The sequence below is a fragment of the Dysosmobacter sp. Marseille-Q4140 genome (assembly GCA_018228705.1).
Taxonomy (GTDB): domain Bacteria; phylum Bacillota; class Clostridia; order Oscillospirales; family Oscillospiraceae; genus Oscillibacter.
Map to the genome: position 1 here is coordinate 1540863 of CP073694.1, position 16547 is coordinate 1557409.

Annotated in this window: 15 protein-coding genes; 12 read left to right on the plus strand and 3 right to left on the minus strand. The window is 62.9% G+C overall.

Annotated features, from left to right (window positions below; all coding sequences use genetic code 11):
* Nucleotides 1–115 precede the first annotated feature (115 nt).
* From KFE19_07845 to KFE19_07860, 4 genes are read left to right on the plus strand one after another with little or no spacing between them, the layout of a single operon-like run.
* Nucleotides 116–1528 carry a metallopeptidase gene (locus tag KFE19_07845; GenBank protein ID QUO39376.1) on the plus strand — a complete coding sequence of 471 codons (1413 nt, stop codon included), beginning with the start codon at nt 116–118 and terminating at the stop codon, nt 1526–1528.
* A 2-nt stretch (nt 1529–1530) separates the two neighbouring features.
* Nucleotides 1531–2430, plus strand: coding sequence for a hypothetical protein (locus KFE19_07850; protein ID QUO39377.1), 900 nt, complete (start codon nt 1531–1533; stop codon nt 2428–2430).
* Between the two features lie 16 nt (nt 2431–2446).
* Complete coding sequence (locus KFE19_07855) at nt 2447–3340, plus strand: hypothetical protein (protein ID QUO39378.1); 894 nt, start codon at nt 2447–2449, stop codon at nt 3338–3340.
* A gap of 40 nt (nt 3341–3380) precedes the next feature.
* Nucleotides 3381–4883, plus strand: a complete 1503-nt coding sequence (locus KFE19_07860; protein ID QUO39379.1) for an AAA family ATPase — start codon at nt 3381–3383, stop codon at nt 4881–4883.
* 264 nt (nt 4884–5147) lie between these two features.
* Here KFE19_07860 and KFE19_07865 read toward each other — a convergent pair whose 3' ends face one another.
* Complete coding sequence (locus KFE19_07865; protein QUO39380.1) at nt 5148–6941, minus strand: sigma-54-dependent Fis family transcriptional regulator; 1794 nt, start codon at nt 6939–6941, stop codon at nt 5148–5150.
* A 452-nt stretch (nt 6942–7393) separates the two neighbouring features.
* On the opposite strand from KFE19_07865, the gene KFE19_07870 reads away from it, so the two are divergent.
* Both KFE19_07870 and KFE19_07875 read left to right on the plus strand, forming a co-directional pair.
* Nucleotides 7394–7567 (plus strand): 2-keto-3-deoxygluconate permease, encoded by a 174-nt coding sequence (locus tag KFE19_07870; protein QUO39381.1) that lies wholly within the window; start codon nt 7394–7396, stop codon nt 7565–7567.
* A gap of 37 nt (nt 7568–7604) precedes the next feature.
* Complete coding sequence (locus KFE19_07875) at nt 7605–8504, plus strand: fumarylacetoacetate hydrolase family protein (protein QUO39382.1); 900 nt, start codon at nt 7605–7607, stop codon at nt 8502–8504.
* Between the two features lie 131 nt (nt 8505–8635).
* Here KFE19_07875 and KFE19_07880 read toward each other — a convergent pair whose 3' ends face one another.
* Both KFE19_07880 and trkA read right to left on the minus strand, forming a co-directional pair.
* Nucleotides 8636–10111 carry a TrkH family potassium uptake protein gene (locus KFE19_07880; GenBank protein QUO39383.1) on the minus strand — a complete coding sequence of 492 codons (1476 nt, stop codon included), beginning with the start codon at nt 10109–10111 and terminating at the stop codon, nt 8636–8638.
* A 21-nt stretch (nt 10112–10132) separates the two neighbouring features.
* Complete coding sequence (gene trkA, locus KFE19_07885; protein ID QUO39384.1) at nt 10133–11494, minus strand: Trk system potassium transporter TrkA; 1362 nt, start codon at nt 11492–11494, stop codon at nt 10133–10135.
* A 306-nt stretch (nt 11495–11800) separates the two neighbouring features.
* Here trkA and acpP point away from each other — a divergent pair, with 306 nt between their 5' ends.
* From acpP to KFE19_07915, 6 genes are read left to right on the plus strand one after another with little or no spacing between them, the layout of a single operon-like run.
* Nucleotides 11801–12031, plus strand: coding sequence for an acyl carrier protein (gene acpP, locus KFE19_07890; GenBank protein QUO39385.1), 231 nt, complete (start codon nt 11801–11803; stop codon nt 12029–12031).
* A gap of 59 nt (nt 12032–12090) precedes the next feature.
* On the plus strand, nt 12091–12540 hold the full coding sequence (gene accB, locus KFE19_07895) for an acetyl-CoA carboxylase biotin carboxyl carrier protein (GenBank protein ID QUO39386.1): 450 nt from the start codon (nt 12091–12093) through the stop codon (nt 12538–12540).
* A complete protein-coding gene (accC, locus tag KFE19_07900) occupies nt 12534–13925 on the plus strand; it encodes an acetyl-CoA carboxylase biotin carboxylase subunit (GenBank protein QUO39387.1) in 1392 nt (463 codons plus the stop codon). The genes accB and accC overlap by 7 nt, the downstream gene beginning before the upstream one ends.
* Nucleotides 13922–14776: an acetyl-CoA carboxylase carboxyltransferase subunit beta gene (locus KFE19_07905; GenBank protein ID QUO39388.1), complete on the plus strand. Its 855-nt coding sequence runs from the start codon at nt 13922–13924 to the stop codon at nt 14774–14776. Before accC ends, KFE19_07905 begins: the two co-directional genes overlap by 4 nt.
* Nucleotides 14773–15591, plus strand: a complete 819-nt coding sequence (locus tag KFE19_07910; protein ID QUO39389.1) for an acetyl-CoA carboxylase carboxyltransferase subunit alpha — start codon at nt 14773–14775, stop codon at nt 15589–15591. The genes KFE19_07905 and KFE19_07910 overlap by 4 nt, the downstream gene beginning before the upstream one ends.
* Nucleotides 15588–16538 (plus strand): ketoacyl-ACP synthase III, encoded by a 951-nt coding sequence (locus tag KFE19_07915; GenBank protein ID QUO39390.1) that lies wholly within the window; start codon nt 15588–15590, stop codon nt 16536–16538. The genes KFE19_07910 and KFE19_07915 overlap by 4 nt, the downstream gene beginning before the upstream one ends.
* The last annotated feature ends 9 nt before the right edge of the window (nt 16539–16547 follow it).

Genomic DNA, 16547 nt, shown 5'->3' on the forward strand with positions numbered 1-16547 from the left:
TCATGTCCCGCCCGGCGGCGCAAGACGCCCGCCCTTGCAATGGAGCGGAGGGCGTGCTACCATAGACCTGTGTCCGCCGGACCCGCTCCGGCGGCGGAAAGGACGGTGAGGGGACATGGAGGATCATGTGGCGGCCTTCCGCCGGGCGGACGGCCTGGCCCGGGAGGTGCTGGATCTGGCTCGGAGCACCCTTCTGGTGCACCTGCGGTTTCTGGACCTGGCCCTGAGCCGGTTCACCCCCGTCTCCTATCCCGGCACCCTGGCCACCGACGGCCAGAAGCTCTTTTACGATGTCTACTACCTGCTCAACGCCTACCGCCAGGAGCAGAATCGCCCGGTGCGGGACTATCTGCACATGGTGCTCCACTGCGTGTTCCACCACCTCTTCACCGGCCCCGGCATCGACCGCCGGTGCTGGGATCTGGCCTGCGACATCGCTGTGGAGGCCGCCATCCGGGACCTGGACCTGCCCTGCGCCGCCTGCCGGCGGGACAGGGCCCAGGAGGAGACCCTGGCGGCCCTGGCGGAGCAGGTCCACCCCCTGACGGCAGAAAAGCTCTACCGCCACTTCCTGGACCAGAACCTGCGCCCGGACCAGACCGCCCAGCTGCGCCAGCCCTTCCTGGCGGACGACCACCGGGCCTGGTATCTGCCCGTCAAGGGCGGGTCCAGCGCCGGAGGCGAGGGACAGGAACCCCCGCCGGAGGGCGGCATCCCCGCCCGGGACAAGCAGGGCCGGGGCGGGTCCAGCGCCCGCCGCAAGCAGGATCCCCCCTCCGGGACCGAGGAGCGGAAGGAGCTGGAAAAGGCCTGGAAGGAGATCAGCCGCCGGATCCAGGTGGATCTGGAGACCGCCTCCCGCCGCCACGGCCTGGACGCCGGGTCCCTGGTCCAGAGCCTGCGGCCCGTGACCCGGGAGCACTACGACTACGCTGACTTCCTGCGCCGCTATATGTCCCTGGGCGAGGTGGTGCAGGTCAACAACGACGAGTTCGACTACATCTTCTACACCTACGGTCTCTCCCTCTACGGCAACATGCCCCTGGTGGAGCCCCTGGAGTACAAGGAGGTCCGCCGCATCCGGGAGTTCGTGGTGGCCATCGACACCTCCGGCTCCGTCAGCGGGGACCTGGTCCAGCGGTTCGTCACCAAGACCTACAACATCCTGCGCCAGCAGGAGAACTTCTTCACCAAGATCAACCTCCACATCATCCAGTGCGACGCCCAGATCCAGGAGGACGCCCACATCACCTGCCAGAGGGACTTTGAGGACTACCTGGCCCATATGGAGCTCCACGGCTTCGGCGGCACGGACTTCCGGCCGGTGTTCCAGTACGTGGACCAGCTGATCCGCGACGGGGCCTTCACCAACCTGCGGGGGATGATCTACTTCACCGACGGAGCGGGCATTTTCCCGGAGCGCAAGCCAGACTACGACGCCGCCTTCGTCTTTGTGGGCGACGAGGGCCTGGACCCCGACGTACCGGTGTGGGCCATCAAGCTGGTGCTGCAAAGCGAGGAGATCTGACCATGGAGACAAGGGAACAGGGCCCCCTCCGGATCGAGGGGACCAGGGCTGCGGTGGCCGCCCCGGGCCCCGTGGTGTGTCTGCGGGCCGAGGACGCCGCGGGCCTGGGCGGCGTGGAGACGCTGGTGATCCCGGAGAGGATCCGCAGCTTCTCCGGCCTGGAGCGGCTGAGCGGCCTGCGAACGGTGGAGTGCCTGGGCGGCGGCGACGTGCTGGGCCTGGAGGAGGGCATCGCCTGGCTGGCCGGGGACACGGAGGACGACGAGGTGCTCCTCCACCGCCTGGCCACCAACCTGCTGGCGGCGCCGCCCATGAGCGGCACCCTCACGGCTATCTTCGCCCCCCGGCTGCGGCCGCCCCAGGCCCTGCCCGCCTACGGGCGGCTGCTGGCGGCCATCGACGATCTGGCGGCGTGCAGCAACGGCCGCCAGGACTCCGCCCGGATGAACGTGATCCTCTGCCGCAGCTACGCGGCCCTTAAGCACCTGGAGTACGCCTTTTCCATGGGCTGCTCCGCCGCGGATCCGCCCTACTCCGCCCAGACGGCGTCCTGTTACGGAGCAGCCCGCCCCACCCCCCGGCAGCAGCTGCTCTACGCCCTGGCCCTGGGCCTGGGGAACTCCTACGAGACCTTCTACACCGCCGACGGTCCCCACGGCTACCACCATATGCGCAGCTGGACGGCCTACCTGGACTTTCTCTCCGGCCAGCTGCACCTGGAGGATACGGAGGAGCTGCGGTCGCTGCTGGTCTCCCTGGAGGCGGCGGGGCTGCTGGGGCCCGCCGTCCGGTCCGAGGCGGCGGAGCTGCTGGCCCGGGCCCGTCTGACCGACGCCACCGCCTGCCTGCTGGCCCTGGGCGGCGCCCCGGCAGCAGATCCGGAGTCAGAATTCTCACTGTGAGCAAGGAGGTCCCGCCATGCGTCCCATCTCCCCGCCTCTTGCGGTCCACGGCATCCGGGCGGAGGTGACCGCCCCGGAGGCGGTGGTGCGCCTTGTCCCGGCCCCCGCCTGGGAGGCCGTGGAGGAGCTGACCGTCCCCGCCCATGTGACCGCCCTCTACGGCCTGGGGGCCCTGCCCCGACTGCGGTCCCTGCGCTACGAGGGCCGGGCGGACCTGCTGGGTCTGGGGGAGCTGCTGGCGTGGCTGGCGGGCGGTGCCGGGGACGACACCCGCTTCCTCACCCGGATCGCCATGGACCTCCGCTCCGGCGCGCCGCTGCCACCGGAGCTGATGGTATTCTCCGCTCCCCGGATGGTTCCCTTTTTTGCCCTGGACGACTACGGGCGGCTGCTGGAGCTGATGGAGGACGTGATCGAGCGCAGCGCCGGCTACGGCCGCCAGGACGTGTGCCTCTGCGCCCTGTGCGGCGGGCGGCTCAAGCAGCTGGAATACGCCCTGTGCCTGGGCTATACCGCGGCAGCGGCGGACTACGAGGCGGATATCGCCGCCCTCTACTCCCCCGACCGCCGCTTCTCCGGCCTGGAGCGGCTGCTCTACGGGCTCTCCGTTCTGGAAGGCCTCTCCTACCGGGACTTCTACGCCCTTCAGGGTGACCACGCCTACGGCCACCTCCGCAGCATGGACCGGTACGCCGCCTTTTTGCGCCAAAAGCTGCCCCTGACGGACAGTCCCCAGCTCCACGCCCGCCTAGAGCGCCTGCTGGAGCTGGGGGTGCTGGACCGCGCCGGATGCCCGGAGGCGGTGGAGCTGCTGCTCTCCCGCCGCCTGACGGAGGCCGCCGCCCTCCTGCTGGACCGGGGGCGGCAGCTGGGCGCCGCAGCCGACCCGGAGGCGGAGTTCTCCCTTTGAAATCAACCAACATCTTACACAGAAAGCCGGGATGCAGGATATGAACATCCAAGAAGCCAAGGAACAGATCAAAAACGCCATGACCGCCTACTTCACCAAGGACGAGTTCGGCCGCTATGCCGTCCGTCCGGAGAAGCAGCGCCCTGTATTTCTGATGGGCCCGCCGGGCATCGGCAAGACCGCCGTCATGGAGCAGATCGCCCAGGAGCTGGACGTGGCCCTGGTGTCCTACTCCATGACCCACCACACCCGCCAGAGTGCCCTGGGCCTGCCCTTCATCGAGAAGAAGGTCTTTGACGGCAAGGAGTACCAGGTCTCCGAGTACACCATGAGCGAGATCATCGCCGCCATCTACGAGACCATGGAGGAGAGCGGCAAGCGGGAGGGCATTTTGTTCCTGGACGAGATCAACTGCGTATCCGAGACCCTGGCCCCCTCCATGCTGCAATTTCTGCAGTACAAGATCTTCGGCCGCCACCGGGTACCCGACGGCTGGATCGTGGTCACCGCCGGCAATCCGCCGGAGTACAACAAGTCCGTTCGGGAGTTCGACATCGTCACCTGGGACCGGCTCAAGCGCATCGACGTGGAGCCGGACTTCGACGCCTGGAAGTCCTTCGCCCTGCAAAAGGGCGTCCACCCGGCGGTGCTGACTTACCTGGAGATCCGCAAGGGGGATTTCTACAAGGTGGAGTCCACCGTCAGCGGCAAGCAGTTCGTCACCGCCCGGGGCTGGGACGATCTGAGCCAGATGCTGCACCTGTATGAGAAGAACGGCCTGCCCGTAGATGAGAAGCTGGTGGGCCAGTATCTGCAAAACCCCCGCATCGCCAAGGAGTTCGCCATCTATTACGACCTGTTCAACAAATACCGCAGTGACTATCAGGTGGACAAGATCCTCGCCGGCAAGGCCCCCGCCGCCGTGAAGAAGCGGGCCAAGGCCGCCAAGTTCGACGAGCGGCTGTCCCTGCTGGGGCTGCTGCTGGACGCGGCCGTCCGCCCCCTGCGCGCCGTGGCGGAGACGGAGGACGCCCTCCGTCTGCTGCTGGAGGCCCTGCGGGCCGTGAAGGCTGGGATGGCGTCGCCGGACGCCGACATCCAGGCCCTGCTGGACGCCCAGCTCTCGGCCCAGCAGTCCCTTCTGGACAGCGCCCGCCGGGCCGGCAGCCTGTCCCAGGAGCAGGAGCGGGCCCGGGAGCGGACCATGGCGGCTCTGCGCAGGCACAAACAGCTGGCCGCCAAGGCCCCGGACGATCCCTTTGCCGCCGTCAAGGCGGACTTCGACGGCGCCGTGGCGGACATGAAGCGCCGGGCGGAGGCAGCCGGAGCCCAGCTGACCCACCTGTTCGGCTTCTGCGAGGCGGTCTTTGGAGACGGCCAGGAGATGCTGATCCTGGTGACGGAGCTGACCATGGACCCCAGCGCCGCCCGGTTCATCAGCCGCTACGGCTGCGAGGCCTACTTCGCCCACAACAAGGAGCTGCTGTTCTACGAGCGCCAGCGGGAGATCCTCTCCCAGCTGGACCAGCTGGAGCTGCCCTGACGCCCGGCAGCAGACCGTCGCCCCCGCAGGAAATCTCTTTCACACGGGAGCTGTTTTAAGACACTTTCTGCGACGCCGGTTTCCCGTTCATTCACTTTTGGCTGCCGCTTGCCCGCATACCGCCAGCAAAGTCCCCGGCATACCGCCGCTCTGGGTAAAATGCTCCACACACAACACCGCCGGCCTCGTCGCTCCGGCGGTCAACCGCAAAAAGCCACCGGAGAGGGATCCCCTCTCCGGTGGCTCTTTTACTTGTCATCGCTCTTAATTTGAACGCTGCCCTTCTCCGGCAGAGATCTTCCTCCACAGTGTACTGCGTCCGATCCCCAGCCGTTTTGCGGCGGCAGATTGATTCATATTCTCCTCTTTGAGGACCTGTTGTATAACGCGCCGTTCAATGTCCTCCAGCGTGCCTGACAAGTCAAAGGAAGCCGCCGCCGTTTTTCGCTCCTCGTTGCTCAAAACAGCCTGCACCTCCTCAGCAGAAATATAAAAGGAGACAGGCGCCGCCATGATCTGCCGCAGGACTTTCTCCAGCTGAACCAGATTCAGCGGCCAATCGAAGCGCGTCATCAGCTCCATTGCATCCGGCTCCATTCCCACCACGGACTTGGACAAAAGGGTGTTGAGCTGGGGAAGCATCCGGTTAACAAATGCAGGAATATCCTCCCGGCGCTGGGCCAGGGACGGCACATTGATGGTAAAGCCGCTCAGCTGCATATAGAGCCGGCTCGAAAATCGCCCCCTGGCCACCTCGGCGGACAGGTCGCAGCAGCTAGAACTGATCAGACGGTGCCGGCGTGTCATTTTGCTGTCCTCGATATAGGCGGACACCTGCCGCTGAAGCTCCGGCGTCAGGGCGTCCACGTGGTCGAGATACACCGTATAATGCATGGCATGAATGGGCGAGTCGGCGTTGTTCAGCAGGAGATTCCAGTTTTTCTCCGTCAGGTCGCCGCAGCGCAGGCAAATCAGGCTGGTGATCTCCCCGACTTGCTGTCCGTGGATCTTCCGGGCCACCAGGCCTTTGCAGGTCCCCACCTCCCCCTGGATCAGTACCGGCAGCATGGATTCACCGGCCGTTTGAATGGCCTTTGCCAGAGGGCGCAGGTATAGCTCACTGGAGCCCAAAAGCTGTTGGCTGCGTCGGATTTCCTCCGGGTTTTCGATCTGGGCCACAGAGGCTACCCGGCACCCCGCAGACCGAAAATGCAGCTCGAAAAGATAATGGGGCTGCTGGCGGATCATGATGGCATTGCCGTTGACTTCATAGACGTCGTTATTCATTTTTTTCAGCAAATGCAGCCGCTGATTCTTCTCCAGAACATCAATATTCCGCGCAAGGAACTGTTCAAGCCGGTCTACGCTGTTCAGCATCCGCCGGGCAGCCACATTCATGTACTGCACGTTTTTCTCTCCCGAAAAAAGGAACAGCGCGGCGTCGCTCTTATCCACGATGCTCTGATAAAGACGGTTTCTGTCCTGGACGCTGTTCATAAGGTGATATTGCTCAATTGCACGCCGGATGCTGGCCTCCACGCTCTCCCGGCTGGATGCAATCAGCATAAACTGTGCGCCTTCCGCCACCGTATACTCCCGGGTGGCTGCACCACCCACGATCAGCTGATATCCCGCCCGCACACAGCGCCGGACGGTCTCCTCAATCTGTTCGGGCAGTTCAAAGGAAAACGTTTTGATATCCAGCCGCAAAAACTGCGCCAGCATCTCCACACGAGCCGTCACATCGGGATAGCTGACCACGGCAGCCTTGGGAGAACATTGGACCGCCTGCTTGATTACCCGCAGCAGATCCAGCGTGGAAACCTCCACCTCCACTACCGGCGTATCATTCAAGGACCGCACCAAAGTCGCCGTACCGCCCCGGGAGATGATCACGTCAAATTCCTTGTCCGGAAACGCCTTGGCAAATTGGATCGCATTCTTGTAATAGCCTGTAAACGTATACATCTCAATGTTATCAAAATCCTTTGCGATATCCCGCACCAGATACTCCAATTCCTGATACGGCGCAATGGTCAGTATCTTGATCTTGTCCACACGCTCACCTCTTTTTTAGTGTATCAAAACGAATCACATTTCGCAAGTGGTGTTCTCAAATATTTTTTGTTTGCCCCCTTCAAAGCGCGTTTTATATGTCTCATTTCAAATCTTTATTGGTTCTTCTCTGTCTGCCTTTTAAAAACCGCTGCTCTTTTCTGCATCTCTTCGCTCAAGTTTGTTTCGTATTGGTGCATGTTTTGTGCAAACTCTTTGCGTATATATCTTGTTAAGAAAATTAGTTTTATTTTGAAACAATCAAATTCGTTTTTGATATTGCTTCTTGTTTTTAGGCAAATTACACTAGTGCTATCCGGATTGCGAAGCACATGTGTTTCAAATCAATTCACTTATGCAGCCACTCACGGACAAGCCGTCCGATATCTGGCTCTGCCGATCCCTGCATATGTCCTGCTTCCATACAGTTGTTTGAATTTTAGGAGGATACTGCAATGAAAATTTTGAGAACTGTGCAAAAAGTTCCCGGCGGCATGATGGTGATCCCCCTTTTGCTGGGCGTTGTGATCAATACGGTCTGCCCCTCTGTCCTGCAGGCCGGCGGCTATGAAAAGCACGGTCTGCTGGACGAGGCGGACTTTGACCAGTTGGTAGCCAAATACCGCTGACACAGTGCAGCGCCTCTGGTAAAAGGAGCTGAAGAACATGAAACTTCTCACCTGTAACATACAAGGAGCAGAGCAGGTCTGCGTGCTTTCCTCTGATGAGCGCACGGTATATCCCGTTCAGAAGCTGGGGTTTTCCGACGCCTCCATGAATGATCTGATCCGGAGCTTTACTCCGGAAAAGCGCAAGGTCCTGGAGGAAACCGCCCGTCAGGGCCACCCGTGCGGAGTCCCTCTGTCGGATACGCAGCCCTGTGCGCCCATTCCGCACCCGGTTGGAAACGTGATCTGCCTGGGAGAAAACTACATGCGCCACGCCGAGGAATCCTATCGCTTTCAGAAGGTGGATTACCACGGCGAACAGCCCTATGCAGTCTACTTTGACAAGAAGGTCCTCCGGGCCGTGGGAGACGGAGAACCCATTGACGGCCATCTGGATTTTGTCACCAAACTGGACTACGAGTGCGAATTAGCCGTAATTTTAGGCAAGGATGCTCTTCACGTCTCTCCGGAAGATGTCCACGAGTACCTATTTGGATACAGCGTTGCCAACGATGTCAGCGCCCGGGATGTACAGTATCGCCATAAGCAGAATTTTCTGGGGAAAAGCCTGGACTCCTTCTTTGCCATGGGACCGGTTATCGTCACTGCCGACCAGTTCCCCTGCCCGCCTGCGCTGCCGATCCGCTGCTATGTCAACGGGGAACTGCGCCAAAGCAGCATTACCGATCAGGTGTTTTTCGATATCCGCCATATTGTCAGCGAACTCTCCCGCTGCATGACCTTGCCTGCCGGCACAATCATTATTACCGGCACGCCTGCGGGCGTCGGGATGGGCATGGAGCCTCCCTGTTTTTTAAAAGAGGGCGATGTGATCACCTGCGAAATTGACGGCATCGGCCGTATCACCAACACCATCCGCTCCGGCTCCGCCGGTTAATCCGCTCACCTGCGGCTTGCCGAACCACGCAGGGACCCCTTTCAGAAAATAAATTCAGCATAAGAAGAGACCGCCCTTTTGGGCGGCCTCTTCTTATGCTGTTTGTTGGTTACCGGAGAGTGCTTCCCCCGTCACAGCCCCTGAGAGTTCTGACGGCGGGCAGGCAGCTTCCGCCGCCAGATAGAGGGGGCGCACAGCAGCAGCATGGGGAAGATCTCCAGCCGGCCCGCCAGCATGTCAAAGGACAGCAGCAGCTTGGACAGCGGCGAGAAATCCGCGAAGTTGCCCATGGGGCCCACCAGCTCCAGGCCGGGGCCGATGTTGTTGAGGCAGGAGGCCACAGCGGTGAATGTGGTGATGAGATCGAAATGCTCCAGCGACAGCAGCAGGCAGGACACAGTAAATACCAGCAGGTACATGGTCAGGAACATATGCACGCCCCGGGTATTCCGCTCCGGCAGGACCTTGCCCTCAAAGCGGGTGGTAGTGACTGCATTGGGGTGCAGCATCCGCCGCATCTCCCCCAGGGAGCTGCGCACCAGGATCACCAGCCTGGCAACCTTGATGCCGCCGCCGGTAGAGCCGGCACAGGCGCCAATAAACATCAGTGTCACCAAAATCGCCTTGGAAAAGGTCGGCCAGGTGTTGAAGTCCGTCGTGGCGTAACCGGTGGTGGTGATGATGGAGGAGACCTGGAAGAAGGCGTGGCGCAGGCTGGTCCCCACCGACTCATACAGATGCATGATGTTGATGGTGATGGCCGTCACCGATACGCCCACAATGATCAGGTACGTCCGCAGTTCCTCCGACTGAAAGACCTCCCGGAACTTGCGGGTAATCAGGAAGTAGTACAAGTTGAAATTGATGCCGAAGAGCAGCATGAAGATGCCGATGACCACGTCGAAATAGGCATTGTCGTAGGCACCTACGCTGAGGTTGCGGCTGCTGAAGCCGCCGGTGCCCGCAGAGCCGAAGGAGTGGATGCAGGCATCGAAGAGGGGCATTCCTCCGGCCAGCAGCAGCAGGATCTCCACCACGGTGATGACAAAATAGATCCCATACAGGATCTTGGCGCTGTCGCTCATGCGGCTGACCAGCTTGCCCACGGAGGGGCCCGGCACCTCCGCCCGCAGCAGGTGCATGCCGTGGCCGTCCCCGCTCATGGGCGCGATGGCCATGACGAACACCAGCACACCCATGCCGCCCACCCAGTGGGTGAAGCTGCGCCAGAAGAGGATGCCCCGGTTCAGGCTCTCCACCTCCCGCAGAATGCTGGCGCCGGTGGTGGTGAAGCCGGAGACCGTCTCAAAGATGCAGTCCACAAAGCTCTCCATAGACCCGGAGATATAAAAGGGCATTGCGCCGAACAAAGACACCGCGATCCAGGCCAGCGCCACCACAGCCAGGCCGTCCCGGGCGTACAGAGAGGCCCGCTCCGGCCGCCGGCGTCCCAGAGGAAGCCCACACAAAATCAGCAGCGCCATGGGGATCAGGTATGGGATCCCGGACTCCCCGTACCAAAAGGCCACCGCCATGGGCAGCGCCAGCAGCGCCGCCTCCATCAGCAAGATCCGGCTGATGACGAAACAAATCATTCGATAGTTCAAGATATGCCCGCCTTTCCCGCCTTATTGCAGGATGTCCCGGATATCCTGGAGCCGGGTGTCCGTGGTGACGACAATCACATCGTCGTGCAGGTGCAGCGCATCGTCGCCGGAGGGAATGACGATTTTGCCGTTTTGCCGCACGATGCCCGCCAGCAGCAATCCGCTCTTGAGCTTCAGATCCTTCAGCGGAATGTTGACAAAGGGGACTTCCGCCGTGACGCTGAATTCCATGGCCTCCACCTTGCCCTCCACGATCCGGTGCAGGGTTTTGAGCTGGGTGCCGGAGGCGTTTTCCATGGCCTTGACATACTGGAGGATCAGCTCCGTGGTGACGGAGCCGGCGGAGACCACACTGTCGATCATACTCTCGGCGGACACCAGGTCCACCAGGGACTTGCGGTTGATCTTGGCCACCACCTTGCAGCCGCTGGTCTGCTTGGCGGCACTCATGGCCATAAGGATGTTGGCCTCGTCGATGCCGGTGATGGCCACAAAGGCATCGGCCTGCTCGATCCCCTCCTCGTGAAGCAGCTCACTGTCGGCGCCGTCGCCCACGATCACCAGAGCCTTTGGCAGCAGCTCCCCCATACGGATACAGCGCTGCTCGTCCCGGTCGATGATCTTCACATCCATTCCCATCTCGATCAGTTCGGAAGCCAGATAATAGCAGATCTTGCTGGCGCCCACGACGATGACAGAATTGGCCCTGGCCCGGAACACCCCCAGGTGCCGGAAAAACTGCTCCAGCTCGCTGGGAGAAGAGGTGAGGTAGATCTTGTCGCCGGTGCGCAGCTGGAAGTCGCCGGAGGGGATGATGGTCTCCTCCTTTCGGGCCACGGCGCAGATCAGAACCCGGACCTTGAGGCTGCGGTACAGGTCCGAAAGACGCACTCCGTCCAGCTTGCTGTGCTCCGTCAGGCGGTACTCCACCAGCTCCAGCCGGCCCTTGGAAAAGGACTCCAGCTTCATGGCGGCTGGGAAGCGGAGCACACGGGCGATCTCACGGGCAGTGGCCTTCTCCGGGTTGATGGCCATGGAGAGGCCCAGCTCCGTGCGCATGAAGCGCAGCTGCTTTTCATACTCCGGATTGCGGATGCGGGCAATGGTGTGGTGCACGCCCAGCTTCTTGGCCACAAGGCAGGCCAGAATGTTGATCTCGTCGCTGGAGGTGGTGGCAATCAGCAGATTGGCATGAGCCACGTCCGCCTCCTGCTGCACCTGGTAGCTGGCGCCGTTGCCGCATACCCCCATGACGTCGTATACATTAATAATATTCTCCACCAGCTGGTCATCTTCGTCCACCACGGTGACCTTGTTGTCCACCGACAGCTGCTTGGTCAGCGCCAGGCCAACCTTCCCGATGCCCACGATGACGATTTTCATGTCTTTGTCCCCATCCTCTATCGATCACACTTCCAGCCGCAGCAGTTTTGCTGCGGCGGAGGCCCACAATGGGCTTACGATGCATTATAGCGAAACTTCCTGGAAAAAGAAATAGTTTTTTCGATACTTGTCGAAATAATAACGCCCTGCTGCCGCCGCCAACAGAGCTCCCGCCTTTTTTTCGGGTTGTTCCAAATTTTGCTTGACAAACGGCCCGCCTTCACATACAATAACCCTGTTATTTTAGTTAAAGAATTTTAATTAAAATAATTTTCATATTTTGTCGACATAAGGAGAACCACAATCATGGAATTCGAGAAAGTACGCGATATTATTGTTGAAACCCTGGGCTGCGACGCTGAGCAGGTGACCCCGGAGGCCTCTCTGGCCGACGATCTGGGCGCTGATTCCCTGGCTTCCGTGGAGCTGGTGATGGCTCTGGAGGAGGCCACCGGCATCCACATTGACGACGCCGACGTCGCCAACCTCAAGACTGTGAACGACATTCTCACCTATCTGAGCAGCCATAAGGAGTAATTCTTCGCCCGCCGGGGGATCCCTCCGGCGGGCTGCTTTCCGTGAAGAAAGGAATCATCATGACCAACGAAGAGATCTATGACCTGATGGACCGCTTCGAGCGCAGCGCGCTCCAGAGTCTGAAGCTGTCCCGAGAGGGCTTTTCCATAGAGCTGTGCCGGGCGGCCCCCGCTCCGGCGGCTCCCGTTTTCGCCGCTCCTGCGGCGCCTGTTTATGCCGCGCCCGCGGCCCCCGCTCCGGCGGCTCCCGCCGCTCCCGCGCAGGAGGAGATGAGCGCCGTCACCGCTCCCCTGGTGGGCACCTTCTACGCCGCTCCGGCGCCGGATCAGGCGCCCTTCGTGGCGGTGGGCGACCGGGTGAAGAAGGGCCAGACCGTCTGCCTCATCGAGGCCATGAAGATGATGAGCGAGGTCCCCGCCCCCTGTGACTGCGTCATCGAGGAGATCCTCAAGGACAGCGGTGCGCTGGTGTCCTTCGGGGAGCCTCTGATCCGTTACAAGCCATGCTGAAGCGGGTATTGATCGCCAACCGGGGCGAGATCGCCCTGCGGGTGCTGCGGGCCTGCCGGGAGCTGGGCATCGAGACGGTGGCCGTGTACTCCCAGGCGGACGCGGAGGCGCTCCACGTCCAGCTGGCAGGCCAGGCCGTATGCATCGGCCCGGCCAAGGCCGCCGACAGCTACCTCAACCAGACGGCTCTGCTGACCGTGGCCAAGGCCACCGGCTGCGACGCCGTCCACCCCGGCTATGGCTTTTTGTCTGAGAACGCCGACTTTGCTGAACGCTGCGCCGCAGAGGGACTGATCTTCATCGGCCCCTCGGGGGACGCCATCCGCAAGGCCGGCTCCAAATCCGCCGCCCGGGATCTGATGCGCGCTGCCGGCGTGCCGGTGACCCCTGGCTCCGACGGACCTGTGACCTCTGTGGAGGACGCGCTGGCCGCCGCCGAGACCGTGGGCTATCCGGTGCTGCTGAAGGCCAGCGCCGGCGGCGGCGGGCGGGGCATCCGCCGCTGCGACCGGCCCGAGGACCTTGCCGCCGCCTACGCAGAGGCCAAGGCCGAGGCTCAGGCCTGCTTCGGCAACGACGAGATGTATCTGGAGAAGCTGGTGCTGCGGCCCCGGCACATCGAGTTTCAGGTGCTGGCCGACAAGTTCGGCCATGTGATCCACCTGGGCGACCGGGACTGCTCCGTCCAGCGCCGGAACCAGAAGCTCATCGAGGAGGCGCCGGCCTGGTGCCTGACGCCCGCGCTGCGGGAGAAGATGGGCGAGGCCGCCGTGAAGGCGGCGAAGGCCGTGGGCTATGAGAACGCCGGCACGGTGGAATTCCTGCTGGACCCGGACATGGAGCACTTCTACTTCATGGAGATGAACACCCGCATCCAGGTGGAGCACGGCGTCACCGAGCTGGTGACCGGCGTGGACCTGGTGCGCCAGCAGCTGCGGATCGCCGCGGGGCTGCCCCTGCGGCTGCGGCAGGAGGACGTGCACCTGACCGGCCACGCCATCGAGTGCCGCATCAACGCCGAGGATCCCTCCCAGAACTTCCGCCCCTGTCCGGGCAAGGTGGACTTCCTCCACTTCCCCGGCGGCCCCGGCGTCCGGGTGGACTCCTGCCTGTACAGCGGCTGCGAGCTCTCCCCCTACTACGACTCCATGGCCGCCAAGATCCTTGCCCAGGGGGACACCCGGATGGGCGCCATCCGCCGGATGCGCCGCTGTCTGGAAGAGTTCACCCTGGAGGGCTTCCCCACCAACGCGGAGCTGAGCTATCAGATCCTATACCATCCGGAATTCATCCTGGGTGCCTGCACCACGGCCTTCCTGGATGAAAACCTGCGGTCGCTGCTGGACTTCAACCGCAAGCTGGACGAAAGCGAGGGTAAGGCATGAACAGCGTTTTTGCCAAGCGCCGGGCGCGCCTTCTGGCCATGAAGGCCATCCGGGACAACCATATTCCCGGCGAAAAGGCGGTCACCTGCCCCAAGTGCGGGCAGGACAGCGACCGCAAGACCGTGGCCGGGAACCTGTCGGTGTGCCCCAAGTGCGGCTATCACTTCCCCATCGGCGCCTACTACCGTCTCAGCACCATCCTGGACCCCGGCTCCTTCAAGGAGCTCTTCCCCCGGTATCCTGCGGGGGATCCCCTGTCCTTCCCCGGCTACCGGGCCAAGCTCTCCGCCGCCCAGCACAAGACCGGCCTGAACGAGGCCGTGGTCACCGCCGCCGGCACCATCGGCGGCAGCAGGTGCGTGGTGGGCGTGCTGGACAGCCGCTTTTTCATGGGCTCCATGAGCGCCGCCGTAGGTGAGAAGATCACCCTGGCCATCGAATACGCCGCCCGGAACCGTCTGCCACTGATCCTGTTCGCCGCCAGCGGCGGTGCCCGGATGCAGGAGGGCATCCTCTCCCTGATGCAGATGGCCAAGACCAGCGCGGCCCTGGCCCGGTTCTCCGAGAAGGGCCTGCTCTATATCTCCGTTCTGACCGACCCCACCACCGGCGGGGTCACCGCCAGCTTCGCCTCCCTGGGCGACATCATTCTGGCGGAGCCCGGGGCCCTGATCGGCTTTGCCGGCCCCCGGGTCATTCAGCAGACCATCGGCCAGACGCTGCCGGAGGGCTTTCAGCGCGCGGAATTCCAGATGGAGCACGGCTTCGTGGACGCCGTGGTCCCCCGGGACCAGATGCGCGAGACCCTGATCCGGCTGCTGCGCCTGCACGGAAAGGGGGGCCGGGCATGAACACCAACCTGACCGCCGCCGAGCGGGTGGCCATTGCCCGTCACCCTCAGCGGCCCAATATCAGCGACTATATCGGCGCCCTCTTCACCGATTTCTTCGAGTGCAGGGGCGACCGCCTGTGCGGTGAGGACGCCGCCATTCTGGGCGGCGTGGCGCTGTTCCACGGCCGCCCGGTCACCGTCATCGGCACCCGCAAGGGCAAAACCCTGGAGGAAAACCTCCGGTGCAACTTCGGCATGCCCAACCCCGAGGGCTACCGCAAGGCGCTGCGGCTGATGCGCCAGGCGGAGAAGTTCCGCCGCCCCATCATCACCTTCATCGACACCTCCGGCGCCTATCCCGGCCTGGAGGCCGAGGCCCGGGGCCAGGGTGAGGCCATCGCCCGGAACCTCATGGAGATGAGCCGCCTGACCGTTCCGGTGGTGTCCGTCATCACCGGCGAGGGCAACAGCGGCGGCGCACTGGCGCTGGGCGTCGGAAACCGGGTGCTGATGCTGGAAAACGCCGTCTATGCCATCCTCTCCCCCGAGGGCTTCGCCTCCATTCTCTGGAAGGACGCGGCCCGGCACGCCGAGGCCTGCGACCTGATGAAGCTGACGGCCACGGACCTCAAGGCCCTGGGCGTCATCGATGATATCATCCCGGAGCCGGAGGGCGGCGCCCATCTGTCCCCGGCCATCACCTTCCGCCAGGTGGACCGCTTCCTGATGCGGAGCCTGATAGAGCTGTCCCGGGAGAGCGGGGCTGCCTTAGCCGCCCAGCGGTACCAGAAATTCAGAAAGATGGGAGCGGCGGCTCCCAAGGAGGACGTATGAACGGAATCAAGATCAGGGGCACCGGCCGCGGCGTCCCCAGCAAGGTGGTCACCAACGCCGACATGGCCAAGATCGTGGAGACCAGCGACGAGTGGATCACCACCCGCACCGGCATCAGCCACCGCCACCACCTGGCGGAGGGGGAGACCATCACCGACATGACGGTCCTGGCCGCCCGCCGGGCTCTGGAAAACGCCGGCGTCACCGCCGACCAGATCGGCGCCTGCGTGGTGGCTACCCTGACGGCGGACACCCAGGTGCCCTCCGCCGCCTGCCGGGTACAGCGGGAGCTGGGCCTGCCCCACGACACGGTCTGCTTCGACCTCAACGCCGCCTGCACCGGCTTCCTCTACGCCCTGCACACCATGGAGTGCCTGCTAGGCGCCTCCGAGCGCAAGTTCGGCCTGGTGATCGGCGCTGAGAACCTCAGCCGCATCACCAACTGGGCCGACCGCGGCACCTGTATCCTCTTCGGCGACGGCGCCGGCGCGGTGGTGGTGGAGTGCAGTCCCGCCTACGAATCCATCCACGCCTTCCTGGGCTGCCACGGCACCGACGAGATGCTGCGGGTCCCCGGCGTGGAGAAGGGCGTGCCCAGCCTGGTCTACATGGAGGGCACCAAGGTCTTTAAGTTCGCCGTGGAGGCGGTGCCCTACTGCATCGACCAGGTCCTTGCCCGCACCGGCAAGACCGTGGACGACGTGGACTTCTTCGTGTTCCACCAGGCCAACGCCCGAATCATCGACCTGGCGGTGCGGAAATACCGCATCCCCCAGGAGAAGTACTATAAGAACATCAACGAATACGGCAACACCTCCGCCGCCAGCATCCCCCTGGTCATCAGCGAACTCCACGAGCAGGGCAAGGTCGGTCCCGGCTCCCGGGTCCTGGTGGTGGGCTTCGGCGGCGGCCTGACCTGGGGCGGCGCCCTGATCGAGTTTGCGTAAGGAAGTGTC

Coding starts and splice junctions, on each gene's coding strand:
- KFE19_07845 (QUO39376.1), top strand. CDS start 116: ATGGAGGATCATGTGGCGGCCTTCCGCCGGGCGGACGGCCTGGCCCGG.
- KFE19_07850 (QUO39377.1), top strand. CDS start 1,531: ATGGAGACAAGGGAACAGGGCCCCCTCCGGATCGAGGGGACCAGGGCT.
- KFE19_07855 (QUO39378.1), top strand. CDS start 2,447: ATGCGTCCCATCTCCCCGCCTCTTGCGGTCCACGGCATCCGGGCGGAG.
- KFE19_07860 (QUO39379.1), top strand. CDS start 3,381: ATGAACATCCAAGAAGCCAAGGAACAGATCAAAAACGCCATGACCGCC.
- KFE19_07870 (QUO39381.1), top strand. CDS start 7,394: ATGAAAATTTTGAGAACTGTGCAAAAAGTTCCCGGCGGCATGATGGTG.
- KFE19_07875 (QUO39382.1), top strand. CDS start 7,605: ATGAAACTTCTCACCTGTAACATACAAGGAGCAGAGCAGGTCTGCGTG.
- trkA (QUO39384.1), bottom strand. CDS start 11,494: ATGAAAATCGTCATCGTGGGCATCGGGAAGGTTGGCCTGGCGCTGACC.
- acpP (QUO39385.1), top strand. CDS start 11,801: ATGGAATTCGAGAAAGTACGCGATATTATTGTTGAAACCCTGGGCTGC.
- accB (QUO39386.1), top strand. CDS start 12,091: ATGACCAACGAAGAGATCTATGACCTGATGGACCGCTTCGAGCGCAGC.
- accC (QUO39387.1), top strand. CDS start 12,534: ATGCTGAAGCGGGTATTGATCGCCAACCGGGGCGAGATCGCCCTGCGG.
- KFE19_07905 (QUO39388.1), top strand. CDS start 13,922: ATGAACAGCGTTTTTGCCAAGCGCCGGGCGCGCCTTCTGGCCATGAAG.
- KFE19_07910 (QUO39389.1), top strand. CDS start 14,773: ATGAACACCAACCTGACCGCCGCCGAGCGGGTGGCCATTGCCCGTCAC.
- KFE19_07915 (QUO39390.1), top strand. CDS start 15,588: ATGAACGGAATCAAGATCAGGGGCACCGGCCGCGGCGTCCCCAGCAAG.